Origin of the sequence: Cereibacter sphaeroides 2.4.1 (assembly GCF_000012905.2) — a bacterium.
GTDB lineage: Bacteria > Pseudomonadota > Alphaproteobacteria > Rhodobacterales > Rhodobacteraceae > Cereibacter_A > Cereibacter_A sphaeroides.
This window is the reverse complement of record NC_007493.2, coordinates 2,097,689-2,120,515: the sequence shown is the minus strand read 5'-3', so window position 1 is coordinate 2,120,515 and position 22,827 is coordinate 2,097,689. Positions and strand designations below refer to the sequence as shown.

Below are 22,827 nucleotides of genomic sequence, written 5' to 3'. Positions count from 1 at the left end.
ATGAGTCTTGTCCTTCTCGTCCTCGTCACCGGCCTCGTCTTCGCCGGGCTCGACGCGCTGATGCTGTCGCGCGTGATGAAGCCCCTGTTCGAGGCCCATATCGGGCCGCTGATGCTCGAAAGCCCGCGCATGGGGCCGGCGGTTCTGTTCTACCTCGGCTATCTGGCGGGCCTGATCTGGCTGGTCTCCTGGCCTGCGCTGAAGGCGGGGGCGCCGATGCAGGCGCTGGTGGCCGGTGCGGTGCTGGGGGCCGTGGCCTACGGGACCTACGAGCTCACGAGCTACACGATCCTGCGCGACTGGCATCCGACGATGGTGGTGGTGGATCTGGCCTGGGGCACCGTCCTCACTGGCACGTCGGCCTGGGTGGGCGTGGCGGTCACACGTTGGATCGCTCCGGTCTGAGAGAGCTTGCGCGGCGGCGCGATTCTGGCATCACTGTGCCCGCACCCCGCGATACGGACCCTCTCCATGATCCTTTACGGCATCTCCACCTGCGACACCTGCAAGAAGGCGCTGAAGGCGCTGGAGGCCGCCGGCCACAGCGTCGAGTTCCGGGACGTCCGGGCGGCCCCCCTCAGCGAGAGCGAGATCTCGGAGCTGGTCACCGAATTCGGCGATGCGATCGTCAATCGCCAGTCGACCACCTGGCGCGGCCTGTCGGACTGGCTGAAGGCCTCGGAGCCGGAGGCGCAGCTGGCCGCCCAGCCGACGCTGATGAAGCGTCCGGTGATCCGTACGGAGGAAGGGCTGTTCCTGGGGTGGGATGCGGGCGTGCAGCGCCGGCTTCTGGGGTGAGAGCAGCCCACGGGGCGGCAGGCTGTCTCGTCGTCACTGCGTCACACGCGCTTGGTTGCCTTACAGCAGCCGCAGATCGCCTGCAGAGGAGCGTCCGTCGCGGCCGGACTGCAGTTCGTAACCGATCTTCTGGTTGTCGCTGAGTCCCTTCAGGCCGGCACGTTCGACCGCCGAGATGTGGACGAAAACGTCCTTGCCGCCATCATCGGGGGCGATGAAGCCGAAGCCCTTCGTACTGTTGAACCATTTCACGGTGCCCGTCGGCATTCCGTCTCTCCCTTCGTCAGCCTTCACCCGCAGCGTGATTGCCACGGGCCGTGCATCCAGGTTCTCCGCGTATGCCCTGGAAACAGGAAAGCGTCAGAACGTCTGTTATCACGCTCGAAAGGATGCCAAAGCGCCGCCGAAAATCAAGCGGCAAAGGAGAAGGGCCGCAGAACAGCATTCGGCCGGCGGCTGGGCAGATGTCCTGAACCTGGCTTTCGGGCGGACCCTGGCTGGGTATTGTGAACGAGTTAAATGCGACTGCGGTCGGATGGCATGGGGCCAATGGACGCGTCGTATGAGTGGTATCTCCACCCCAACAGGTTGATTATGCACTCCTATTGCGGGAGTCCGCAAGAGCCGATCTCAGACTCTCCCGCGCGCGGGCAAAAGGTCCTCCGGCCCGGCGGGGGAGCGGCCGGACCGCGGGGCCGGGCGCGTGCAGGACGCGCCCGGCGCGGGCAGGGCGGCGTCGGCGGGAGATGAGCGACAACCCGCCGACAGGCCGGGAATCACCCCGGGATTCGGGCATCCGCGGCCAGCTGGTCCACCACCTGATCGAGGCCCATCGATTCCGTCCGCGTCTCGCCGAGGCGCCGCACGGACACCGAGCGCGCCTCGACCTCCTGCATCCCGATGGCGAGGATCACCGGAACCTTGCCCACGGAGTGCTCGCGGACCTTGTAGTTGATCTTTTCGTTCCGCGTATCGGCCTCGGCGCGCACGCCGCGGGCCCGCAGCGCCGCCACCACTTCGGCCACATAAGGATCGGCGTCCGACACGATCGAGGCCACCACCACCTGCCGCGGCGCGAGCCAGAAGGGCAGCTTGCCGGCATAGTTCTCGATCAGGATGCCGATGAAGCGCTCGAAGCTTCCGAGGATCGCCCGGTGCAGCATGTAGGGCCGGTGCTTGGCGCCGTCCTCGCCGATATATTCGGCCCCGAGCCGGGTGGGCAGGTTCGGGTCGACCTGGAAGGTGCCGCACTGCCATTTGCGCCCGATGGCATCGGTCAGCTTGAAGTCGAGCTTCGGCCCGTAGAAGGCGCCTTCGCCCGGGTCGATCTCATAGGCGGCGCCCACCTTCCTGATCGCATTCTCGAGCGCCGTCTCGACCTTGTCCCAGGCCTCGTCCGATCCGATGCGGACCTCGGGGCGGGTCGAGAGCTTGATCTCGAAACTGTCGAAGCCGAGGTCCTTGTAGACGCTCGACAAGAGTTCGATGAACGCGGCGCATTCGCTCTCGATCTGGTCCTCGGTGCAGAAGATGTGGGCGTCGTCCTGCACGAAGCCGCGCACCCGCATCAGGCCGTGCATGCTCCCTGACGATTCGTAGCGGTGGCACGAGCCGAATTCGGCCAGCCGGAGCGGCAGGTCGCGGTAGGATTTGAGGCCCTGGTTGTAGACCTGAACATGGCAGGGGCAGTTCATCGGCTTCAGCGCGTTGATGCGCTTTTCCTTGGCATGTTCCTCCTCGACCTCGACGATGAACATGTTCTCCTTGTAGGCCTCCCAGTGGCCCGAGGCCTCCCAGAGCTTGCGGTCCACCACCTGCGGCGTGCGGATCTCCTTGTAACCCGCCTGACGCAGCCGGCCGCGCATGTAATCTTCCAGCGTGCGGTAGATCTGCCAGCCGTTCGGGTGCCAGAACACCATGCCCGGCGCCTCTTCCTGCAGATGGAACAGCTCCATCTCGCGGCCGAGCTTGCGGTGGTCGCGCTTGGCGGCCTCTTCCAGCATGTGCAGATAGGCCTTCAGCTCGTCGCGGGTCTTAAAGGCGACGCCATAGATGCGCTGAAGCTGCTTGTTGGCGCTGTCGCCGCGCCAGTAGGCGCCGGCCACCGACATCAGCTTGAACGCATCCGCCGGAACCTGCCCCGTGTGCTGGAGATGCGGGCCGCGGCACAGATCCTGCCAGCCGCCGTGCCAGTACATGCGGATCGACTGATCCTCGGGGATGGCCTGCACCAGCTCGACCTTGAAGGGCTCGCCGCGCTCTTCGTAATAGGCGATGGCGCGGGCGCGCTCCCAGAGCTCGGTCTTCACCGCCTCGCGGGCGTTGATGATCTCCTTCATCCGCTTCTCGATGGCGCCGAGATCCTCGGGCGTGAAGGTTTCCTCGCGGTCGAAGTCGTAATACCAGCCGTTCGCCACCACCGGGCCGATGGTGACCTTCACGTCGGGCCAGAGCTCCTGGACGGCGCGGGCCATGATGTGGGCGAGATCGTGCCGGATCAGTTCGAGCGCCTGCGCCTCGTCGGCCATCGTGTGAATGGCGATCTTGGCATCCGTCTCGATGGGCCATTGCAGGTCGTAATGCCGGCCGTCCACGCTGGCCGAGATCGCCTTTTTCCCGAGGCTGGTCGAGATCGAGGCCGCCACTTCGGCAGGGGTGATGCCGGCGGGAAACTCGCGTGCCTTGCCGTCCGGAAATGTGAGGGAAATCTGGGCCATTGCGGCTCTCCTCGTCGGTTTGGCGCCTACGATTGCGCCCGGTTGCGGGTTATGTGCCGCCCGCTTCTGCGCCGCGCACCCGGGAAAGTCAACGCGCGACAGGTGCCGGAGGTGGCCCGGAGGGCGCGGCTTTGCTAAGCCGATGAAAAAGGAGGTGCCCATGACCGAGCCCAGCTTTCTCGTGACGCCCGAGGGCCGTCGCATTGCCTACCGTCTGACCGACGGGGAAGGGCCCGCGGTGGTCTTCTGCGGCGGTTTCAAGTCGGACATGGAGGGGACGAAGGCCCTGCATCTGCAGGCGTGGGCCGAACGCACCGGCCGGGCCTTCCTGCGCTTCGACTATTCCGGGCACGGGCAGTCGGAGGGCGCCTTCCTCGACGGGTCCATCGGCGACTGGTTCGAGGATGCCCGCGCCGTCTGCGGCCTGCTCGCCGGCCCGCTGCTGCTCGTCGGATCCTCGATGGGGGGCTGGATCTCGCTGCTCCTTGCCCGCGAGATGGGCGCGCGGGTGGCGGGCCTCGTCGGCATCGCGGCCGCGCCCGACTTCACCGAGGACAGCATGTGGGGCGGCTTCAACGCGGCGCAGCGCGAGGCGTTGCAACGGGCGGGGCAGGTGATCCTGCCGTCCGACTATTCCGAAGAGCCCTACATCATCACCCGCCGCCTGATCGAGGAGGGGCGCAGGAGGCTCGTGCTGCGCGATCCGCTGGAGCTCGGCTTCCCGGTGCGTCTGCTGCAGGGGACGGCGGATGTGGACGTGCCGCCCTCGGTCGCGCTGCGGCTGCTGGATCATGCGACGGGGCCCGACATCCGCCTGACGCTGGTGAAGGGCGCCGACCACCGCTTCTCGACGCCGGAGTGCCTGCGGATGATCGAGCAGGCGGTCGAGGAGCTGCTGGCGCGCTGAGCCGCAGGCCGAGCCCCTGCCGGAACGGGAAAGGGCGCCTCGCGGCGCCCTTCTTGTTTGAGGCGGATCAGCCGGCCGCGGCGGCGGGCACGATCTTGGGCTTGGGCTTCGGCGCGTTCGCGTCGATGAAGCTCAGCACCAGCGGGCGGATGTTGAGCCGCCAGCTCTTGCCGGCGAAGATCCCGTAGTGGCCCGCCTCGGGCTCGAGGTGGCTCGCCTTCTTGGAGGCGGGCAGGCCCGTGAGCAGGTTCAGCGCGGCGACGCACTGGCCGGGGGCCGAGATGTCGTCCTTCTCGCCCTCGACCGTCTTCACGGCGACATCGGTGATTGCGCCGATGTCCACCCGCTTGCCCGCCACGGTGAATTCGTTCTTCGCGATCTCGCGGTTCTTGAAGATGCGCTCGACCGTCGAGAGATAGAATTCCGCCGTCATGTCCATGACCGCCAGATATTCGTCATAGAAGCGGTTGTGCGCGTCATGGTCCGAGGCCTGCCCGCGGGCCACGCGCACGATCTGCTCCTGAAACGCCTTGGAATGGCGCTCCATGTTCATGGAGATGAAGCTCTGAAGCTGGAGGAGACCCGGATAGACCAGGCGTCCGGCGCCCATGTATTTGAAGCCCACGCGCTGGATGGCCAGCTGCTCGAGCTGGCCCATCGTGATGCGGCGGCCGAAGTCGGTGACCTCAGTCGCGGCCGCGTCGGGATCGATCGGGCCGCCGATGAGCGTGAGGGTGCGCGGCTGCGCCGCCGGATCCTCGCCCGCCAGATAGGCCGTGGCGGCCAGCACCAGCGGCGCAGGCTGGCAGACGGCGATCACGTTCGTCTCGGGCCCGAGGGCGCGCATGAAGTCGACGACGTAGAGCGTGTAATCCTCGACGTCGAACTTGCCGGCCGAGACCGGGATGTCGCGCGCATTGTGCCAGTCCGTCACATAGACGTCGCAGTCGGGCAGCAGGCTGAGCACGGTCGAGCGCAGCAGTGTGGCATAATGTCCCGACATCGGGGCCACCAGCAGCACCTTGCGCGCCATGGGCTCGCGGCGGCGGACGTAGAACTGGATCAGATTGCCGAAAGGCTTTTCCACCACCGTGCGCACGTCGACCAGGTGATCCTGCCCTCCGTCGCCCACGATCGAGCGGATGCCCCAGTCGGGCTTGGCGACCATGCGGGCGAAGCTGCGCTCTGTCACCTCGCCCCAGGCGGCCGTCAGTGCCAGCATCGGATTCATCGAGAGAGCGAACAACGGATAAGAGGCCATTGCCCTTGCGGTTGCGCCCAGCCACTCGTTGGTGTTGCGCGCACTCTCCATGACGTCATAGGTTGTCATATATTTCATAGGTATCCCTGCCCGGTGGAGGCGCTGTGTTCCTGCAGTTCTCCCCCCAGAGGCAGGCGCACGATGCTGCATGGCAGCATACACAGGGGGGACAAGTCAATATGGCAACCGAAGAGCAGTCTCCGGGTTCCGGCCGTGACGCTCAGTTCGAGCGTCTGAACGCGAATCTCACCCGCATCGACGAGCTGTCGAAACGGCTGACGGCCGCTCTCACGAAGCGCAAACTGTCGGACCCCGCGCTGCACGGGCCCTCGGGCGACGTCTTCCTGAAGGCGATGACGGCCTACATGGCCGAGATGATGCAGAACCCGGCCAAGATCCTCGAGCATCAGATCAGTTTCTGGGGCAAGAGCCTGAAACATTACGTCGAGGCTCAGCACCAGCTGGTGAAGGGCGAGCTGAAGCCGCCGCCGGACGTGACGCCGAAGGACCGCCGCTTCTCGAACCCGCTCTGGCAGACGCATCCCTTCTTCAACTATCTCAAGCAGCAGTATCTGATGAACGCCGAGGCGGTGAATCAGGCCGTCGAGGCGCTGGAGCATATCGAGCCGTCCGACAAGAAGCGGGTCGAATATTTCTCGCGCCAGATCGTCGATCTTTTCTCGCCCACGAACTTCTTCGGCACCAATCCCGACGCGCTCGAACGCGCCATCGCCACCGACGGCGAGAGCCTGGTGCAGGGGCTGGAGAATCTCGTGCGCGACATCGAGGCCAACAACGGCGATCTGCTCGTCACGCTGGCCGACCCCGAGGCCTTTCAGGTGGGGCAGAACCTCGCCACCACCGAAGGGTCGGTCGTCTACCGCAACCGCATGTTCGAGCTGATCCAGTACAAGCCCACGACCGAGACGGTCCACGAGACGCCGCTGCTGATCTTTCCGCCCTGGATCAACAAGTTCTACATCCTCGACCTCAAGCCGCAGAATTCCCTGCTGAAGTGGCTGGTGGATCAGGGCTTCACGGTCTTCGTCGTCTCGTGGGTGAACCCCGACAAGAGCTATGCCGGCATCGGCATGGACGACTACATCCGCGAAGGCTACATGCGCGCCATGGCCGAGGTGCGCTCGATCACCCGGCAGAAGCAGATCAACGCGGTAGGCTATTGCATCGCGGGCACCACGCTCACGCTGACGCTGGCGCACCTGCAGAAGGCGGGCGATCCGTCCGTACGCTCGGCCACCTTCTTCACCACGCTCACCGACTTTTCGGACCCGGGTGAGGTGGGGGTGTTCCTCAACGACGATTTCGTCGACGGGATCGAGCGGCAGGTGGCGGTGGACGGGATCCTCGACAAGACCTTCATGTCGCGCACCTTCAGCTATCTGCGGTCGAACGACCTGATCTATCAGCCGGCGATCAAGAGCTACATGATGGGCGAGGCGCCGCCGGCCTTCGACCTGCTCTACTGGAACGGAGACGGCACCAACCTGCCGGCGCAGATGGCGGTCGAATACCTGCGTGGCCTGTGCCAGCAGGACCGGCTGGCGGGCGGCACCTTCCCGGTGCTGGGCTCGCCCGTGGGGCTGAAGGATGTGACGCTTCCCGTCTGCGCCATCGCCTGCGAGACCGACCATATCGCGCCGTGGAAAAGCAGCTTCAACGGCTTCCGTCAGTTCGGCTCGACCGACAAGACCTTCATTCTCTCTCAATCGGGCCATGTGGCGGGCATCGTGAACCCGCCCAGCCGCAACAAATACGGCCATTACACCAACGAGGGCCCGGCCGGCACGCCGGAGTCGTTCCGGGAGGGGGCCGAGTTCCACGCGGGCTCCTGGTGGCCGCGCTGGGGCGCCTGGCTCGCCGAGCGATCGGGCAAGCAGGTCCCGGCGCGCCAGCCGGGCGATTCGAAACATCCCGAGCTCGCGCCGGCGCCCGGATCCTATGTGGCGGCGGTGGGCGGGGCTTGAAGCCGAAGCCCAGACGGCCGCAACGCAAGGCGTTTCGGGCCAGGTGCGAAAAAATGCTGCGGTGCAGAATGAGCGGTTGATTTTCTGCGGCGCAGCATTTATATCCTTGTCACAGGATAACCGGGCATGAGCCCGCTCGCAGGAGACAAGGCAATGACCAAGACCCCCGACTTCAGCAAAGTGATGCAGGACATGATGGCCGCGTTCCCGGTGGACGCGTCGGCGATGCAGAACGCGTTCAAGACCCAGGCTGCGATGGCCGAGAAGATGTCGAAAGTGACTCTCGAGGCCGCCGAGAAATCGACCGAGATCACCGCGAAATGGGCCAAGGACACGATCGCCCGCTTCGGCGACCTCGCCAAGGCCAAGTCCGAGCCGACCGAATACACCAAGGCCGCGACCGACTTCGCGTCGGCCGCTGCCGAGATGGCCGCCGAGAACCTCGCCGCCTTCGCCGAAGTGGCGAAGAAGGTGCAGATGGAAACGGTCGAGCTGATGCTGGCCGCCGGCAAGGACATGCAGGACGACGCGACCGCCGCCGTCAAGAAGGCCACGACCGACGTGACCACGGCTGCCAAGAAAGCCACTGCTCCGGCGAAGTGAGCCGGGGCCGCGCGTCCAATATCCTCCCAGGGCGGATGCGCGGGGCGGGCTGTCAGCCCGCCCTTTCTTTTTGATCGACCGTGCCCTAGTCTCTTCTGCAGCCGCAGAAAAACCGACGGGGTGGGTATGGCCGAGACTGACAAGCCGTTGCTGATCAAGCGCTATGCCAGCCGGCGCCTCTACAACACCGAGACCAGCGACTATGTGACCCTCGAGGATATCGCGGGCTTCATCCGCGCCGGTCGCGAGGTGCAGATCATCGATCTGAAGTCCGGCGACGACCTGACCCGGCAATATCTCCTCCAGATCATCGCCGAACATGAGTCGAAGGGCGACAATGTGCTGCCCTTGGGCGTGCTGACCGATCTCGTCCGCAGCTACACGACCGAGGTCCAGTCGGTCGTGCCGCAGTTCCTCGCCGCTTCGTTCGAGATGCTGCGCACCGGCCAGTCGAAGATGATGGAGAACTTCACCCAGATAGGCCCGATGGCGGGCGTGCCGGGCTTCGAGGCGATGCGGAAGCAGCAGGAGGCTTTCCTGAAAGCCATGATGGCGCTGCCGGGCTGGGGCGCGACCGTGGCCCCCAAGGAAGAGCCTGCGGCCGAGGCGGGCAGCGCCGAGGAACTGGCACAGATCCGCAAGCAGCTGGCCGAGCTTCAGAAGAAGCTCTCGAAGCTCTGACCGGGCGCAAGTGAAAAAGGGCTCCGCAGGCGACTGCGGAGCCCTTTCCCTCATGCGGGAGGTCAGGCGACTTCGGCGAAGACCTTCTTCAGCGCGGCGCCCAGCTTCTCGAACATCTCGTCCATCTGCGCCTCCGTCATGATGAAGGGCGGGCAGAGCACGATCGACTGGCCGAGCGGCCGGCAGATCAGCCCATGGTCGGTGCAGCTGTTGGCAATCCGCTCCGACACCGAGAGGTCGCCCGGGAAGGGGGTCTTGGTGGCCTTGTCCTTCACCGCTTCCAGCGCCCCCATCAGCCCCTTGCCGCGCCATTCGCCGATGTTCGGGTTCTCGGCCAGATAGGCGAGCCCCGCCTCGAATTTCGGCGTGAGGGCGCGGACATTCTCGGCCAGCCCCTCGTTCATCACCACATCGATGGCCTTCAGCGCGATGGCGCAGCCGACCGGATGGCCGCTCGCGGTGAACCCATGCGGGAATTCCTCGACCGCTTCCGAAGCGGCCTGCAGCCGGTCGGCCAGCTCCGGCCCGAGGATCACCGCGCCCATCGGGAAGAAGCCCGCGGTGATGTTCTTCGAGCTGATGATCCCGTCGGGCATGAAATCGTAGGTCTGGCAGCCCCAGGTGTTGCCCGTGCGCCCGAAGCCGCAGATCACCTCGTCGGCGATGAGCGGGATGCCGTAGCGCTTCAGCACCGGCTGGACCGCCTGGAAATAGCCCTCGGAGGGCGGGATCACCCCACCGGCACCCATCACCGGCTCGGCGAAGAAGCCCGCGATCGTGTCCGGGCCTTCCTTGATGATGGTGGCCTCGAGCTCGCGCGCAAGCCGCTGGGTGAACTCGGCCTCGGTCTCGCCCGCCTGCCCGAAGCGCCAGTAATGCGGGCAGCCCACATGGATGAAGCCCGGCAGCGGCAGCCCGAAGAGACTGTTGTAGGGCTTGCCGGTCATCGAGGCCGAGACGGCGGTCACGCCGTGATAGCTGTTCACGCGGGTGATGATCTTGCGCCGCTCCGGGTGGCCCTCGGCCGCGCCGAGGAACCAGAGCATCTTGACCATCGTGTCGTTCGCCTCGGAGCCGGAGTTGGTGTAGAAGACCCGGCCCCGCGCGAAGGGCGAGACCTCGACCAGCTTCTCGCTCAGCATGACCGTCTGGTCCGACATCCGCCCGAAAAAGGCATGATAGCCGGGGAAGCGCTCGTACTGCGCCTTGGCAGCCTCGATCAGCCCCGGATGATCGAAGCCCGCGACCATGTTCCAGAGGCCCGAGTTCGCGTCGAGATAGGCGCGCCCGTGCACGTCGTAGATGTAGGGCCCCTTGCCGTGGGTCAGCACGACCGTCCCGCGCTGGTGCACCGAGGGCAGATCGGTGAAGCCGTAGAAGGAAGAGGCGTCGGCCCGCGACTCCCAGGAATTCGGTGCATCGTCACGCATGTCAAACACTCCCTGAAGGATGATCGGAGAAGGCTAACGGCCGCTCCGGGCGGGTTCAACACCCGAGGCCGATCCTTCGAAAGAGACTGTCCTGCCTCGAAGATCCTTTCGGTGCGAGGCGCCAGCGAGACAGCTTCTCCCAAGCCCCAAGCCCCAAGCCCCAAGCCCCAAGCCCCAAGCCCCAAGCCCCAAGCCTCGAAAGCCCGGCGCTCATGCAGGCCTCAGCTCCACTCACTCTGGAAAAACATCCTCGGGGGGTCCGGGGGGCAGACAGCCCCCCGGCCGTTCCACCCGCGCGCGCTCTCAGATCCCGAGCCGGTCCCGCATCGCATACCAGCTCATCGCCAGCACCAGCACCGGCCAGCGCAGGGCCGCCCCGCCGGGGAAGCGCGGCTGGGGCAGCGCGGCCATCAGGTCGAACCGTTCGGCCTGACCCGCCACCGCCTCGGCCATCAACCGCCCCGCAAGCGTCGCCATCGCCACGCCGTGCCCCGAATAGCCCGAGGCCGAAAGCACATTGGGCGCCACCCGGGCGAAGCAGGGCATCCGGTTCATGGTGATGGCGAGCGTGCCGCCCCAGGCATGGGTGATCGCCACATCCCGGAGCTGCGGATAGACCTCGAGCATCGGCTTCCGCACGGTGCGCGCGATGTCCGGAAAGCGGTAGCCGTAGCTCTCGCCGCCGCCGAAGAGAAGCCGCCCGTCCTCGGACAGGCGCCAGTAGTTCACGACGAAGCGGGTGTCGGCGACGGCAACGGGCTCGGCGAGCACATCGGCCGCCCGCGCCCCGAGCGGCTCGGTTGCCAGGATGAAATTGTTGATCGGCATGACCCGCGCCGCCACCGAGGGTTCGAGCCCACCCAGATAGCCGTTCGCGCCGAGCACCACCCAGCGTGCGCGCACGCGGCCCCGATCCGTCTCGACTGCGGGCTCCGCTCCGTGAACGATCCGGGTCACGAGGCTCTGCTCGTGCAGGCGGACGCCCGCCGCATCGCAGGCCCGTGCGAGGCCGATCGCGAAGTTCAGCGGATGGAGATGGCCCGCGCCGCGGTCGATGTCGCCGCCCACATAGGCGTCCGAGCCGATCAGCCGGCGGATGCCGTCGCGGTCGAGCGGCTCGATCCGGTCGTAGCCGTAATCGCGCGCGAGCTTCTCGGCGTAGGCGTGGGAATGGGCCACTTCCGAGACTTTGCGGCAGGCATGCGCAATGCCCGCTTGAAAGGTGACCGGCATGTCGTGGCGCGCGATCAGCCCGCGCACCAGCGCCTTCGCCTCCTCGCCCAGCTCCCAGAGCTTGCGCGCATCCCCGAGGCCCACCATCGCCTCGAGCTCTTCCTGCTCGAGCCGCTGGCCCGAGCCCACCTGTCCGCCGTTGCGCCCCGAGGCGCCGAAGCCCATCCGATGGGCCTCGAGCAGCACCACGGAATAGCCGCGCTCCGCCAGATGCAGCGCGGTGGAGAGCCCGGTATAGCCTCCGCCCACCACGCAGACATCCGCCCGCACCTCGCCCGCGAGGGCGGGGAATGGGGCAAGCTCCGCCGCCGTCTCGGCGTACCACGAGCCGGGATATTCCCCCGGCCGGTCGTTGGCATAGAGCAGGTTCATACGTTCAGCAGCAGATGCTCGCGCTCCCACGGGCTGATGACCTGAAGGAACTCCTTGTATTCGTTGCGCTTGACCGAATCGTAGACGCCGCAGAACTCGGGCCCCAGCACGTCGCGCAGGGCCGCGTCCTCCTCGAGCAGGTCGAGCGCATCGCCGAGGTTGTAGGGCAGATCCGTCTCGGACATGTAGGCGTCGCCCGTGCATTCGGGCTGCGGCATCTTCCGCTCCTTCAGCCCCAGATAGCCGCAGGCGAGCGAGGCCGCGAGCCCGAGGTAGGGGTTGCAGTCCATGCCGGCCAGCCGGTTCTCGAGCCGCCGCGCCTCGGGCCCCGAGATCGGCACGCGCAGCCCTGTCGTGCGGTTGTCGCGTCCCCATTCGAGGTTGATCGGGGCCGCGAAGTCCGGGACGTAGCGGCGGTAGCTGTTGACGTAGGGCGCAAGCAGCGCGACCGCCGCGGGCAGGTGCGTCTGCATGCCCGCAATGAAATGGAGGAAGGCCTCGGTTTCGCCGCCCTTGGCATCCGAGAAGATGTTGAGCTTGCTCGCGCTGTCGACGACCGAATGGTGGATGTGCATGGCCGAGCCGGGCTCGCCCTCGATGGGCTTGGCCATGAAGGTCGCGAAACAGTCGTGGCGCAGCGCGGCCTCGCGGATCAGCCGCTTGAAGAAGAAGATCTGGTCGGCCAGAGCCACCGGGTCGCCATGAGCGAGGTTGATCTCGACCTGACCCGCGCCGCCCTCCTGCAGGATCCCGTCGATCTCGAAGCCCTGCGCCTCGGCGAAATCGTAGATGTCGTCGATGACCTTGCCGTATTCGTCCACCGCGGACATGGAATAGGCCTGCTTGGCCGCCGCACGGCGGCCCGTCCGGCCCATGGGCGGCATGACCGGCATGTTGGGGTCGATGTTGCGCGCGACGAGGAAGAACTCCATCTCCGGCGCCACGATCGGCGTCCAGCCTTCCGCATTGTAAAGCTCGACCACCCGCCGCAGCACGTTGCGCGGCGAGACGGGCACCGGCCGGCCCTGCTGGTCCACCGCATCGTGGATCACCTGCAAGGTGATATCCGCCGTCCAGGGCGCAGCGGTCGCGGTGGAATAGTCCGGGATCAGGATCATGTCGGGCTCGGTGAAGGCGCCCGAGGGATTGTCGGCCCATTCGCCGGTGATGGTCTGCAGGAAGATCGAGTTCGGCAGGAAGAAGCTCGTCTGCTTGCCGAACTTGAAGGCGGGCATGGCCTTGCCGCGCGCCACGCCCGCGATGTCGGAGAGGATGCACTCCACTTCGTCCACCCGGCGGTCTGCGATGTAGGCGCGGGCGGCTTCGGGAAGTCTGTCGGTCCAGTCGGACATGGAACTATCTAGCCTGATTGAAGAACTGGGCGATGCGCTCCGCGAGCCGGTCCGCATCGTTGGGTTGGCCGAGCCGCTCCTCGGCGGCGCGGAGCCGGTCGTCGGGCACCACGCCGGGGCCACGGGTGCGCATGAGCCCCCCGACGAAATCGTCGCGGAACTCGGGATGAGCCTGCACCGTGAAGGCGTAATCGCCGTAGAGGAGGGCCGCATTCTCGCAGAAGCTGTTGCTCGCGATCACCTCGGCCCCAATGGGCGGCTCGATCACCTGGTCGCGGTGCCAGGCGTTCAGCACGATCCGGTCGTCGCCGAACTCGTAGGCGGTGGGGCCCACGGCCCAGCCCTTGTCCGACCGCTCCACCCGGCCGCCCAAGGCCTGCGCCACGATCTGGTGGCCGAAGCAGATGCCCACCAGCGGCACCCGCGCATCGCGGGCCTCGCGGATGAAGGCTTCGAGCGGCGGGATGAAGGCATGCTCCTCGTAGACGCCATGGCGCGAGCCGGTGATGAGCCAGCCGTCGCAGTCGTGGACGCTCGCGGGGAACTCCATGTCGAGCACGCGGTAGGTGCGGAACGTGAACCCTTTCCCGTCGAGCAGGCGACGGAACATGTCGGGATAGTCCCCCATCTCAGCGGAGAGGACGTCGGGCGCTTCGCCCGTCTGCAGGATGCCGATCAGCATGAATTGTCCGAATTGTCTGGGCCGGAGAGTAACCCCGGCCCGGGTCAGGCGGCAAGAGGTCAGACGGTATCGAGGTAGAGCTCGACCTGTTCCTCGGGCGAGAGCTCGGCCAGATAGTGCAGTTCCTGCCGCTTCGTCAGGACATAGTTGCGGATGAGCTCGCGCGGAAGGATTCGCGGCATGATTGCCGAATTTTCGAAGGACTGAATCGCGGCCTCCCAGCTCGGGGGGATCTGCGGCAGGTCTTCGAGGGCATAGGCGTTGCCCATGATGGCCTGCGGCGGCTCCTCCTGATCCTCGATGCCGGTCAGGGCCGCGCCGAGGATGGTGGCGACAAGGAGATAGGGGTTCACGTCGCCGCCCGCCACGCGATGCTCGATCCGCCGCGCGGCCGGGTTGCCCGCGGGGATCCGCACGGCGGTGGTGCGGTTCTCGTAGCCCCAGGAGATGGCGGTGGGGGCATGCATCCCGGGCACCAGCCGGTCGTAGCTGTTGGCGTGCGGCGCGAAGACGAGCGTGCTGTCGTGCATCGCATTCAGGCAGCCCGCCACCGCGTGCCGCATCATCGCCGTGCCGGTGGGGCCGCCGTTGTCGAAGACATTCCGCCCCTGCGCGTCGAGCACCGAGAAATGCATGTGCAGGCCCGAGCCCGAATATTCCGGGTAGGGCTTGGCCATGAAGCTCGCGGCGAAGCCGTGCCTTCGGGCGAGGCCCTTGACCAGAAGCTTGAAGAACCAGGCATCGTCGGCGGCGCGCAGGGCATCGTCGCAATGCATCAGGTTCACCTCGAACTGGCCGAGCCCGGTTTCCGACGTGGCGGTGTCGGCGGGAATGTCCATCTCCTCACAGGCGTCGTAGAGGTCGGTGAAGAAGATGTCGAAGGCGTCGAGCGCGCGGATCGAGAGCGCCTCGGCGGCCTTCCTGCGCTTGCCCGACCGCGGCGACGGCGGCACCTGCAGGGTCTTGCCGCTGTCGTCGATCAGGAAGAACTCGAGCTCGACGGCCACGACGGGCGTCAGGCCGCGCGCCTTGTAGCGGTCGAGCACGGCGCGCAGCGCATGGCGCGGGTCGCCCTCGTAGGGGCGGCCGTCCTCGCGGAACATCCAGATCGGCAGGAGCGCGGTCGGCGCCTCGAGCCAGGGCATCGGCATGAAGCCGCGCTCGGTCGGGCGCAGGATCCCGTCGGCATCGCCCTGCTCGAAGACGAGCGGGCTGTCGTCGATATCCTCGCCCCAGATGTCGAGGTTGAGCACCGAGAACGGAAAGCGCGTGCCGTCCTTCACGACCTTGTCGGCGAAGCGGGCGGGGATGCGCTTGCCCCGCGCCTGCCCGTTGAGATCCGCGGCCGCGACACGGATCGTGCGGACCTGGGGATGCTTTCTCAGCCAGTCTTTCATCAAGTCACCTGATGATCTGCGGCCTGACCCTCAGTCGCGGCCGGTGGGCCTGCGGAACGTGGCGGTTCAGCCTCCGGTTCATCAGCCCGAAGAGCCAGATCACGAGAAGTGTGAGGCAGATGAAATAGAAGGCCACGATGGGGTAAGGCACGAATGGGTTGAACGTCTTGTCGGCGAAATAGTTGGCATAGTAGAGCGCGTCGCCGCGCTGCTGGAAGGCGGGAAAGCCCGAGAAGAAGACGAGCGTCGTCGCATGAAAGAGAAAGATCGCCTCGTTGGTATAGGCGGGCCAGGCGAGGCGCAGCATCGTCGGCCACTGGATGCGGCGGAACTTCTTCCAGCCGGACAGGCCGTAGGCGTCGGCGGCCTCGAGATCGCCCTTGGGGATCGCCATCAGCGCGCCGTGGAAGATCTCGGCCGAATAGGCGGCGGTGTTGAAGAAGAGAACGATCAGCGCGCCGGCCCACGCCCGCGTGAGCCAGGCGGTCTCGACCGTGATCCCCCAGAGGTCGATGCCCGCCCGCGGCAGCATCACCAGCGCCTGATAGGCGATGAAGAACTGGATGAAGAGGGGCGAGCCGCGGAAGAGGAAGATGAACCATTCCGCAGGCTTGCGGACGAGAGGCGAGGGGGCGGCCTTGGCCACGGCCAGGGCGTTGGCAAGGAAGAAGCCCGCCGCCAGCGCCAGCACGCCGAAATAGATGTTCCAGATCATGCCCGAGCCGATCAGCGTGAACTGCTGGCAGAGCGTGAAATCGGTGCGCGGCAGCAGCCGCTCGCCGAGGCCCAGCGAGCGCAGCCCGTAATCGGCGATCGTGTCGATGCAGCTCATGTGGCGGCCTTCCGCTGTGCCTCGCCCCCGGCGGTGGCCTGTCCGAAGCTGAGCCGCCGCGTGAGACGGCCGAGCACGATCTCGGAGACCCGCGTCATGCCGAGATAGAAGACGAGGAGCGCGAGGAAGTAGTAGAGCCGCCAGTCGGGATGCGGATAGGCATAGAGCGAGGTCTTGGTGCCGCCCAGCTCGCGCGCCCAGTAGACGATGTCCTGCACGCCCAGAAGGAACAGAAGCGGCGTGGCCTTGATGAGGATCATCCAGAGGTTCGAGAGGCCCGGCAGCGCGTAGATCCACATCTGCGGCACGAGGATGCGGCGGAAGACCTGCCCGTGGCTCATGCCGTAGCTCTCGGCCGTTTCGAGCTGCGCCTTCGGCACGGCATTCATCGCGCCGGTCAGCACGTTCGAGACGAAGGCCCCGAAGACGATGGCGAAGGTCGCCACGGCCAGCGCGAAACCGTAGATCTGGTGCCAGATCTGCGGCGCGTTCCCGGGCGGCACCTTGGCCGCGGGGCAGACGCGGAACTCGAGCCCCTGCCGGACGGGCTCGGTCCAGTCCGGGCAGCGGACCTGATGGACGACCCATTCGATGCCCTGGTCGAGCGCGATCACGAAGAACAGGAAGAAGACGATGTCCGGAACGCCCCGGACCATGGCCGTGTAGGTGCGCCCCGCGACCGAGAGCGGCCAGAGGGGCGAGCGCGCGGCGACAGCGCCCGCAAAGCCGAAGGCCAGGGCCGCAGGGGCCGTGACGGCCAGCAGCACGAGCACGGTGACGAAGGACCAGTAGAAGGCGATGTGCGACCCCGAGGTGAGGTAGCACAGGAGCCAGCTCAGGCCCTCGAGGCTGTTGGGATCGGCGCAGCTTGCGAACATGGGCGGGCGGAGGGCCCCGCGGGGCCCTCCTCCTTTCGATCAGAAGGTCTGGATGTCGTCGCCGAACCACTTCTTGATCATCGCGTTGATCGTGCCGTCGTCCTTCATGGACTGGATCGCCGCGTTGAACTTCTCCTTCAGCTCGGTGTCGGACTTGCGCAGGCCCATGCCCACACCGCCGCCCAGCGGCACGTCCTCGCCCACGAAGGTGAACTCACCGCTCGATTCGTTGACGAAGGGCACGAGGAAGTCCTTGTCGGCGAAGACTGCATCGGCCTCGCCGTTGCGCACCGCCGCCACCGTCTCCTCGCCGGTCGCGAATTCGAGCAGCGTGGCGCCGCTCTCGGCGACATGCGCGGCCTGGATCGTGCCGGTCTGCGCCGCCACCACGCCGCCCTCGATGTCGGCATCGGGCGAGGTCGAGGCATAGGCCGAGGCCAGCGGCGGGATGTAATTCTGGGTGAAGTCGATGACCTTCTCCCGCTCCTCGGTGATGCTCATGCCGGCCATGATCGTGTCATAGTTGCCCGACTGCAGGTTCGGCACGATGCTGTCCCAGTCGTTCTTCACCCAGGTGCAGGTGAGGTTCGCCCGCTTGCACAGCTCGTCGCCGAGCTCGCGCTCGTAGCCGTCGACCTCGCCCTTGTCATTGATGAAGTTGTAGGGAGGGTAGGCGCCCTCGGTGCCCATGCGGACGGTCTGCTGCGCCACGGCCGCTCCGGCGGCCAGCGCCACGAGCGCCGTGGTCAGGATCAGCTTCTTCATTATTCTCTCCCGGTCAGTTTGTTGATTGTTGTGTGGGTCTCGTCAGGCGGTGGCGGACAGGAACTGGCGCAGCCGGTCGGTCTGCGGCGCCCCGAAGAGCCGGTCGGGCGGCCCTTCCTCCTCGATCCGCCCCTGATGGAGGAAGATCACATGGTCGGACACGTCTGCGGCCATCCGCATGTCGTGCGTCACGAGCAGCATGGTGCGGCCCTCTTCGGCCAGGGCCTTGATGACGCGCACCACCTCCTGCTCCAGCTCGGGGTCGAGCGCCGAGGTCGGCTCGTCGAAGAGCAGCGCGCGCGGTTCCATGCAGAGGGCGCGGGCGATCGCGGCGCGCTGCTGCTGGCCCCCCGAGAGCTGCGCGGGATAGGCGTCGCACTTGTCGCCGATGCCCACCTTGGCGAGGTAGCGCCGCGCCGCCTCCTCGACCTCGGCGCGCGGACGGCCCAGCACCGTGACCGGCGCCTCCATGACGTTCTGCAGGATCGTCATGTGGGACCAGAGATTGAACTGCTGGAACACCATCGACAGGTTGGTGCGGATGCGGATCACCTGCGCCTTGTCGGCCGGATGGCGGGCCAGCCCCTCGCCGCGCCAGCGCACGGCCTCGCCCTCGAAGAGGATCTCGCCGTCCTGACTGTCCTCGAGAAGGTTGGCGCAGCGCAGGAGGGTGGACTTGCCCGAACCGGAGGATCCGATCAGCGAGACGACATGGCCTTTCGGAGCCACCATATCCACGCCCTTGAGAACTTCGAGATTGCCGTAGCTCTTGTGCAGGTTTCGGATCTCGATGACGGGGACGGGGCGCGCGGGGCCTGGGTCTCGGGTCTGGGCGGTCACGACGTCTCGCAAATTGTCACTGCGGGACAAGTAGGGCGCAAATCCCGGGCCAAGGCAAGGCGCATTCGCTGCGACGTCGCGGCCCCTCGCCCAGACCGCAGGCGTTTCAACGCGCTCTGCATGCGCAACAGGCAGAGCGCCCGGCTTTCGGCCGCTGGAGGGGTCAGCCGCGCTCGGCGTGCTGCCGGGCGATGGCGCTTTCCTGATCGGTGAGGCCGAGGAGATTAGCCACCAGCCGCAGCACCTGATCCTCGTCCGCGTCCCGCTCGCCATCGGCCAGCGCCACCGTCCAGAGCGCCTGCATCAGCGCGAACCGGTCCTCGACCGGCACAGCCTCCTTCAGTGCGCGCGTGAAGCGCACCGTGTCGGGCGCCTGGGCCTCGAAGGCTTCGGCCTCGCGCCGGAGCTGCCCAGCCGCCTCGGGGCCGAGGCCCCGGCGGTTGGCCAGCACCCGGTCGATCCGGGCGATCTCGGACTCGTCGTAATGTCCGTCCGCGCGCGCCACGCGCACGAGAAGCGCCGCCAGCGCCAGATCGGCGTCGGGGTCGGGCAGACGGTCGGGGGCGGGCGCCGTCAGGCGGCGGAGGAGACTGTCGAACATGGGAAGGGATATAGAGCGCCGCCTGCGGGCTGCCAAGCGCCGTGCCCGAGGGCGGCCCTGTCACGTCCCGGCGATCCGGCTCAGCGCGTGAGGCCCGCGAAAAGGGCGGTCAGGCGCTCTGCCTCCGCCTCGCTGCCCCAGGGCGGGTTCACCACGAACATGCCCGATCCGACGAGCCCGTGCCCTTCGCGGGCGGGCGGAAAGCGCACCTCGTGGGCGAGCGCCTCGGGGAACCGGTCGCGAAGCGCGGCCATCATTGGCCGGTGCAGCCCCGAGGGCAGCAGCGGATACCAGAGCGCGATGGTGCCCACGTTCCATTTCCGCGCGAGCGCGGCCATGTGCTTCGGAATCGCGTCGTAATCCGCCTTCACCTCGAAGCTCGGGTCGATCAGCATGAAGCCGCGCCGGGGCGTAGGTGGCGTCAGCGCCAGCGCGGCGCGGAACCCGTCCTCCTGCCGCAGATGGGCGCCCCAGGGCTCCATCACATTCGCCAGTTCGCGGAACTCCTGCGGATGAAGCTCCGCCAGATGCATCGCATCGCCGTCGCGCAGGAAGCCCGCGGCCAGAAGCGGCGAGCCCGGATAGGCGTCGGGGCCGAAGATCGCGCGCTCCTCGCGCAGGCGCCGCCGGTAGGGGTGATCCGCGGGCAGCCGCTCCTCGAGCCGGGCGATGCCTTTCGCGGCTTCGCCGGTCTTCACCGCCTCGGCCGAGCCGAGATCGTAGAGGCCGCGGCCCGCGTGGGTCTCGATATAGGTGAGCGGCTTGTCCTTCTGCACCATGTAGTCGAGCATCGCGCAGAGGAGCGCGTGCTTGTGCACGTCGGCGAGGTTCCCCGCGTGAAAGATGTGCTGGTAGGAGAGCATCAGGACCTCCCGCGCCCGGCCGCCGGCGCGGCGGGGCAGGGCGCGAGACTTGGCGCCCTCGGCCCCGCGAGGGGGGCATCCGGTCTGCCGACGGCCTGCTCGATCATCTGATGCCCCTCATGCGGCGGCAGCGGCCCGAAAGCCGCACCGCCCGATTGTGCGATCCCGGCGGCCGGTCTCAGACCAGCCGCGACACCTCGACCGCGGCGCGCACGAAATCGGCGAACAGCGGATGCGGCGCGAAGGGCTTCGACTTGAGCTCGGGGTGGAACTGCACGCCGATGAACCACGGATGATCCTTGATCTCGACGATCTCGGGCAACCGCCCATCCGGGCTCATCCCGGAGAAGGTCAGCCCGCAGCCCTCCAGCGCCTCGCGGTAGCGCACGTCCACCTCGTAGCGGTGGCGGTGGCGTTCCTCGATCTCGGTCGCGTGGTAGATCTCGGACACGCGCGAACCCGGCGTCAGCGCGGCGGTGTAGGCGCCGAGCCGCATGGTGCCGCCCTTGTCGTCGTCATGCTTGCGCTCGACGATATGGTTGCCCTGAATCCATTCCTTGAGGTGATAGACCACCGGCGTGAACCGCTTCTTGCCCACCTCGTGATCGAACTCCTCGGAGCCCGCATCCTTCACCTGGGCGAGGTTCCGCGCCGCCTCGATCACCGCCATCTGCATCCCCAGACAGATGCCGAGATAGGGGATGGCCTTCTCGCGCGCATATTGCGCCGCCCGGATCTTGCCCTCGGTGCCGCGCTCGCCGAAGCCGCCGGGCACGAGGATGGCGTGGAAGCCCTCGAGGAAGGGGCTCGGATCCTCCCGTTCGAAGAGCTCGGCATTGATCCATTCCGCCCGCACGCGGGTGCGGTTCGCCATCCCGCCGTGGGTCAGCGCCTCGGCAATGGATTTGTAGGCATCCTCGAGCTGGGTGTATTTCCCGACGATGGCCACGCGCACCTCGCCCTCGGCATTCTCGAGCCGGTCCATCACATCGACCCAGCGGTCGAGGTTGGGCTTCGGCGCGGGCGAGATCCCGAAGGCGTCGAGCACCGCCTGATCGAGACCCTCGCGGTGATAGGCGAGCGGCGCCTCGTAGATGGTCTTGAGGTCGTAGGCGGCGATCACCGCCTCTTTCCGGACATTGCAGAAGAGAGCGATCTTCTCGCGCTCCTTCTCGGGGATCGCGCGTTCGGAGCGCAGCAGCAGCACGTCGGGCGCAATGCCGATCGAGCGCAGCTCCTTGACCGAATGCTGGGTGGGCTTCGTCTTCAGCTCGCCCGAGGCCGAGACATAGGGCAGGAGCGTCAGGTGGACGAAGATGCACTGGCCGCGCGGCTTGTCCTGCGCGAACTGGCGGATGGCTTCGAAGAAGGGCAGGCCCTCGATGTCGCCCACCGTGCCGCCGATCTCGCAGAGCATGAAATCGACCTCATCCTCGCCCACCCGGAGGAAGTCCTTGATCTCGTTGGTGACGTGCGGGATCACCTGGATGGTCTTGCCGAGGTAGTCGCCGCGGCGCTCCTTCTCGAGCACGTTCGAATAGATCCGGCCGGACGAGACCGAGTCCGTCTTTCGGGCCGAGACGCCGGTGAATCGCTCGTAATGGCCGAGATCGAGATCGGTCTCGGCGCCGTCGTCGGTCACGAAGACTTCGCCATGTTCGAAGGGCGACATCGTGCCGGGATCGACGTTGAGATAGGGGTCGAGCTTTCTCAGTCTGACCGAGAAGCCCCGCGCCTGCAGCAGGGCGCCGAGCGCCGCCGAGGCCAGACCCTTGCCCAGGGAAGACACCACCCCGCCGGTGATGAAGACGTAGCGTGCCATGCGGTGGGATCTCCCGTGACTGTCGGTTCAAGGTAGTGCGATCGGCTTGCCCGAATCCCACCATCACGGGAGTCGGGATATAGCCTATCGACAAAGAGTCCGCAACTGACGACGGCTAGATGCTGTCGTCAGGGGAATGCGGGACTCAACGGATTGTAGGGTTCAGTTCGCCGTGGTCGGAGCGGGAACGGCGGGCGTCTCTTCGGCGGCCGGAGCCTCCGCAGGAGCGGGCGCTTCGGGCGCCGGAGCGGCAGGCGTGGTCGGCTCGCTGGCCGGGGCCTCTGGCGCCGGAGGTTCCGCCGCGGGGGCCTCGGGCGCCGTGGCGGGCGTCTCGGCCGGGGCCGCCGGAGTTTCGGCAGCAGGGGCTTCCGTCGCCGGAGTTTCCGTCGCGGGAGCTTCGGTGGCCGGAGCTTCCGTCGCCGGGGCGGTCTGCTCGTCCGCGCGCGGCGGGGTCAGCGGCGCATTCGCGGGTGCGGGCGGCAGAAGATCGTTGCCGAGCGGCGCTTCGGGCGTGGCCGGAGCCTCCTGCCGGACGGTGCCGCCGAACTGGTCGATCACCGAGGAGCCGTGCGAATTCTGAGCGGCAAAGATCGTCAGCGCGATCGAGGTCCCGATGAAGGCGATCGCGAAGATCCAGGTCATCCGCGTCATGGCGTTCGCCGCCTGACGGCCCGTCATGGCGCCACCGCCGCCCATGCCGAGCCCGCCGCCCTCCGAGCGCTGCAGCAACACCACGCCGATGAGCAGAAGCGCGAGGATCAGATGGACGATAAGGACGACGTTTTGCATGCGGAGGGGGCCTTCAGAT

22 protein-coding genes are annotated in these 22,827 nt (G+C 66.9%); 6 read left to right on the top strand and 16 right to left on the bottom strand.

Features of this window, described 5'->3' with window-relative positions:
• Positions 1 to 405, top strand: a complete 405-nt coding sequence (locus RSP_RS10230; protein WP_011338195.1) for a DUF2177 family protein — start codon at positions 1 to 3, stop codon at positions 403 to 405.
• A gap of 66 nt (positions 406 to 471) precedes the next feature.
• On the top strand, positions 472 to 798 hold the full coding sequence (locus RSP_RS10225; protein ID WP_002720551.1) for an arsenate reductase family protein: 327 nt from the start codon (positions 472 to 474) through the stop codon (positions 796 to 798).
• A gap of 60 nt (positions 799 to 858) precedes the next feature.
• On the opposite strand, the gene RSP_RS10220 is transcribed toward RSP_RS10225, so the two are convergent.
• Positions 859 to 1,065, bottom strand: a complete 207-nt coding sequence (locus RSP_RS10220; protein ID WP_002720550.1) for a cold-shock protein — start codon at positions 1,063 to 1,065, stop codon at positions 859 to 861.
• A gap of 509 nt (positions 1,066 to 1,574) precedes the next feature.
• Positions 1,575 to 3,515 (bottom strand): threonine--tRNA ligase, encoded by a 1,941-nt coding sequence (thrS, locus tag RSP_RS10215; protein WP_011338194.1) that lies wholly within the window; start codon positions 3,513 to 3,515, stop codon positions 1,575 to 1,577.
• Positions 3,516 to 3,675: 160 nt separating this feature from the next.
• Between thrS and RSP_RS10210 the strand changes: the two genes are divergently transcribed.
• Entirely contained in the window at positions 3,676 to 4,422 is a 747-nt protein-coding gene (locus tag RSP_RS10210) for an alpha/beta hydrolase (RefSeq protein WP_017140274.1), read from the top strand.
• 67 nt (positions 4,423 to 4,489) lie between these two features.
• Here RSP_RS10210 and phaZ read toward each other — a convergent pair whose 3' ends face one another.
• Positions 4,490 to 5,761, bottom strand: coding sequence for a polyhydroxyalkanoate depolymerase (phaZ, locus tag RSP_RS10205; RefSeq protein WP_009565567.1), 1,272 nt, complete (start codon positions 5,759 to 5,761; stop codon positions 4,490 to 4,492).
• A 101-nt stretch (positions 5,762 to 5,862) separates the two neighbouring features.
• On the opposite strand from phaZ, the gene phaC reads away from it, so the two are divergent.
• The 3 genes from phaC to phaR all read left to right on the top strand — a co-directional run bounded on the left by phaC (position 5,863) and on the right by phaR (position 8,952).
• Positions 5,863 to 7,668 carry a class I poly(R)-hydroxyalkanoic acid synthase gene (phaC, locus tag RSP_RS10200; RefSeq protein WP_011338192.1) on the top strand — a complete coding sequence of 602 codons (1,806 nt, stop codon included), beginning with the start codon at positions 5,863 to 5,865 and terminating at the stop codon, positions 7,666 to 7,668.
• A gap of 153 nt (positions 7,669 to 7,821) precedes the next feature.
• Positions 7,822 to 8,271: a phasin gene (locus RSP_RS10195; protein WP_002720545.1), complete on the top strand. Its 450-nt coding sequence runs from the start codon at positions 7,822 to 7,824 to the stop codon at positions 8,269 to 8,271.
• A 126-nt stretch (positions 8,272 to 8,397) separates the two neighbouring features.
• The gene (phaR, locus tag RSP_RS10190; protein ID WP_002720544.1) at positions 8,398 to 8,952 is read left to right on the top strand and encodes a polyhydroxyalkanoate synthesis repressor PhaR; all 555 of its coding nucleotides are present in this window, start codon (positions 8,398 to 8,400) and stop codon (positions 8,950 to 8,952) included.
• A 62-nt stretch (positions 8,953 to 9,014) separates the two neighbouring features.
• Here the strand turns inward: phaR and RSP_RS10185 are convergent, their stop codons facing one another.
• The 13 genes from RSP_RS10185 to secG form a co-directional block, all read right to left on the bottom strand.
• Positions 9,015 to 10,382, bottom strand: a complete 1,368-nt coding sequence (locus RSP_RS10185) for an aminotransferase (protein ID WP_002720543.1) — start codon at positions 10,380 to 10,382, stop codon at positions 9,015 to 9,017.
• Between the two features lie 303 nt (positions 10,383 to 10,685).
• On the bottom strand, positions 10,686 to 11,987 hold the full coding sequence (locus RSP_RS10180) for an NAD(P)/FAD-dependent oxidoreductase (protein WP_011338191.1): 1,302 nt from the start codon (positions 11,985 to 11,987) through the stop codon (positions 10,686 to 10,688).
• Positions 11,984 to 13,339, bottom strand: coding sequence for a glutamine synthetase family protein (locus RSP_RS10175; protein WP_011338190.1), 1,356 nt, complete (start codon positions 13,337 to 13,339; stop codon positions 11,984 to 11,986). The genes RSP_RS10180 and RSP_RS10175 overlap by 4 nt, the downstream gene beginning before the upstream one ends.
• A gap of 4 nt (positions 13,340 to 13,343) precedes the next feature.
• On the bottom strand, positions 13,344 to 14,021 hold the full coding sequence (locus RSP_RS10170; RefSeq protein WP_011338189.1) for a type 1 glutamine amidotransferase: 678 nt from the start codon (positions 14,019 to 14,021) through the stop codon (positions 13,344 to 13,346).
• A gap of 59 nt (positions 14,022 to 14,080) precedes the next feature.
• Complete coding sequence (locus tag RSP_RS10165; RefSeq protein ID WP_002720539.1) at positions 14,081 to 15,418, bottom strand: glutamine synthetase family protein; 1,338 nt, start codon at positions 15,416 to 15,418, stop codon at positions 14,081 to 14,083.
• 4 nt (positions 15,419 to 15,422) lie between these two features.
• A complete protein-coding gene (locus RSP_RS10160) occupies positions 15,423 to 16,250 on the bottom strand; it encodes an ABC transporter permease (RefSeq protein WP_002720538.1) in 828 nt (275 codons plus the stop codon).
• A complete protein-coding gene (locus tag RSP_RS10155; RefSeq protein WP_002720537.1) occupies positions 16,247 to 17,128 on the bottom strand; it encodes an ABC transporter permease in 882 nt (293 codons plus the stop codon). The genes RSP_RS10160 and RSP_RS10155 overlap by 4 nt, the downstream gene beginning before the upstream one ends.
• Positions 17,129 to 17,167: 39 nt before the next feature.
• Positions 17,168 to 17,893 (bottom strand): transporter substrate-binding domain-containing protein, encoded by a 726-nt coding sequence (locus RSP_RS10150; RefSeq protein ID WP_002720536.1) that lies wholly within the window; start codon positions 17,891 to 17,893, stop codon positions 17,168 to 17,170.
• Between the two features lie 42 nt (positions 17,894 to 17,935).
• On the bottom strand, positions 17,936 to 18,733 hold the full coding sequence (locus RSP_RS10145) for an ABC transporter ATP-binding protein (RefSeq protein ID WP_011338188.1): 798 nt from the start codon (positions 18,731 to 18,733) through the stop codon (positions 17,936 to 17,938).
• Between the two features lie 163 nt (positions 18,734 to 18,896).
• Complete coding sequence (locus RSP_RS10140; protein ID WP_002720534.1) at positions 18,897 to 19,334, bottom strand: tellurite resistance TerB family protein; 438 nt, start codon at positions 19,332 to 19,334, stop codon at positions 18,897 to 18,899.
• Between the two features lie 80 nt (positions 19,335 to 19,414).
• On the bottom strand, positions 19,415 to 20,197 hold the full coding sequence (locus RSP_RS10135; RefSeq protein WP_011338187.1) for a 23S rRNA (adenine(2030)-N(6))-methyltransferase RlmJ: 783 nt from the start codon (positions 20,195 to 20,197) through the stop codon (positions 19,415 to 19,417).
• A gap of 178 nt (positions 20,198 to 20,375) precedes the next feature.
• Positions 20,376 to 22,019, bottom strand: coding sequence for a CTP synthase (locus RSP_RS10130; RefSeq protein ID WP_011338186.1), 1,644 nt, complete (start codon positions 22,017 to 22,019; stop codon positions 20,376 to 20,378).
• 162 nt (positions 22,020 to 22,181) lie between these two features.
• A complete protein-coding gene (gene secG / locus RSP_RS10125) occupies positions 22,182 to 22,808 on the bottom strand; it encodes a preprotein translocase subunit SecG (protein ID WP_011338185.1) in 627 nt (208 codons plus the stop codon).
• Positions 22,809 to 22,827 lie beyond the last annotated feature (19 nt).

Excerpts from the sequence above, each read along its gene's own strand:
- RSP_RS10175 (WP_011338190.1), bottom strand. The coding sequence starts at position 13,339 with ATGTCCGACTGGACCGACAGACTTCCCGAAGCCGCCCGCGCCTACATC.
- RSP_RS10230 (WP_011338195.1), top strand. The coding sequence starts at position 1 with ATGAGTCTTGTCCTTCTCGTCCTCGTCACCGGCCTCGTCTTCGCCGGG.
- RSP_RS10135 (WP_011338187.1), bottom strand. The coding sequence starts at position 20,197 with ATGCTCTCCTACCAGCACATCTTTCACGCGGGGAACCTCGCCGACGTG.
- RSP_RS10160 (WP_002720538.1), bottom strand. The coding sequence starts at position 16,250 with ATGAGCTGCATCGACACGATCGCCGATTACGGGCTGCGCTCGCTGGGC.
- RSP_RS10150 (WP_002720536.1), bottom strand. The coding sequence starts at position 17,893 with ATGAAGAAGCTGATCCTGACCACGGCGCTCGTGGCGCTGGCCGCCGGA.
- RSP_RS10195 (WP_002720545.1), top strand. The coding sequence starts at position 7,822 with ATGACCAAGACCCCCGACTTCAGCAAAGTGATGCAGGACATGATGGCC.
- phaR (WP_002720544.1), top strand. The coding sequence starts at position 8,398 with ATGGCCGAGACTGACAAGCCGTTGCTGATCAAGCGCTATGCCAGCCGG.
- RSP_RS10165 (WP_002720539.1), bottom strand. The coding sequence starts at position 15,418 with ATGAAAGACTGGCTGAGAAAGCATCCCCAGGTCCGCACGATCCGTGTC.
- RSP_RS10185 (WP_002720543.1), bottom strand. The coding sequence starts at position 10,382 with ATGCGTGACGATGCACCGAATTCCTGGGAGTCGCGGGCCGACGCCTCT.
- RSP_RS10220 (WP_002720550.1), bottom strand. The coding sequence starts at position 1,065 with ATGCCGACGGGCACCGTGAAATGGTTCAACAGTACGAAGGGCTTCGGC.
- RSP_RS10170 (WP_011338189.1), bottom strand. The coding sequence starts at position 14,021 with ATGCTGATCGGCATCCTGCAGACGGGCGAAGCGCCCGACGTCCTCTCC.
- secG (WP_011338185.1), bottom strand. The coding sequence starts at position 22,808 with ATGCAAAACGTCGTCCTTATCGTCCATCTGATCCTCGCGCTTCTGCTC.
- thrS (WP_011338194.1), bottom strand. The coding sequence starts at position 3,515 with ATGGCCCAGATTTCCCTCACATTTCCGGACGGCAAGGCACGCGAGTTT.
- RSP_RS10140 (WP_002720534.1), bottom strand. The coding sequence starts at position 19,334 with ATGTTCGACAGTCTCCTCCGCCGCCTGACGGCGCCCGCCCCCGACCGT.
- RSP_RS10155 (WP_002720537.1), bottom strand. The coding sequence starts at position 17,128 with ATGTTCGCAAGCTGCGCCGATCCCAACAGCCTCGAGGGCCTGAGCTGG.
- RSP_RS10180 (WP_011338191.1), bottom strand. The coding sequence starts at position 11,987 with ATGAACCTGCTCTATGCCAACGACCGGCCGGGGGAATATCCCGGCTCG.
- RSP_RS10130 (WP_011338186.1), bottom strand. The coding sequence starts at position 22,019 with ATGGCACGCTACGTCTTCATCACCGGCGGGGTGGTGTCTTCCCTGGGC.
- phaC (WP_011338192.1), top strand. The coding sequence starts at position 5,863 with ATGGCAACCGAAGAGCAGTCTCCGGGTTCCGGCCGTGACGCTCAGTTC.
- RSP_RS10225 (WP_002720551.1), top strand. The coding sequence starts at position 472 with ATGATCCTTTACGGCATCTCCACCTGCGACACCTGCAAGAAGGCGCTG.
- phaZ (WP_009565567.1), bottom strand. The coding sequence starts at position 5,761 with ATGAAATATATGACAACCTATGACGTCATGGAGAGTGCGCGCAACACC.
- RSP_RS10210 (WP_017140274.1), top strand. The coding sequence starts at position 3,676 with ATGACCGAGCCCAGCTTTCTCGTGACGCCCGAGGGCCGTCGCATTGCC.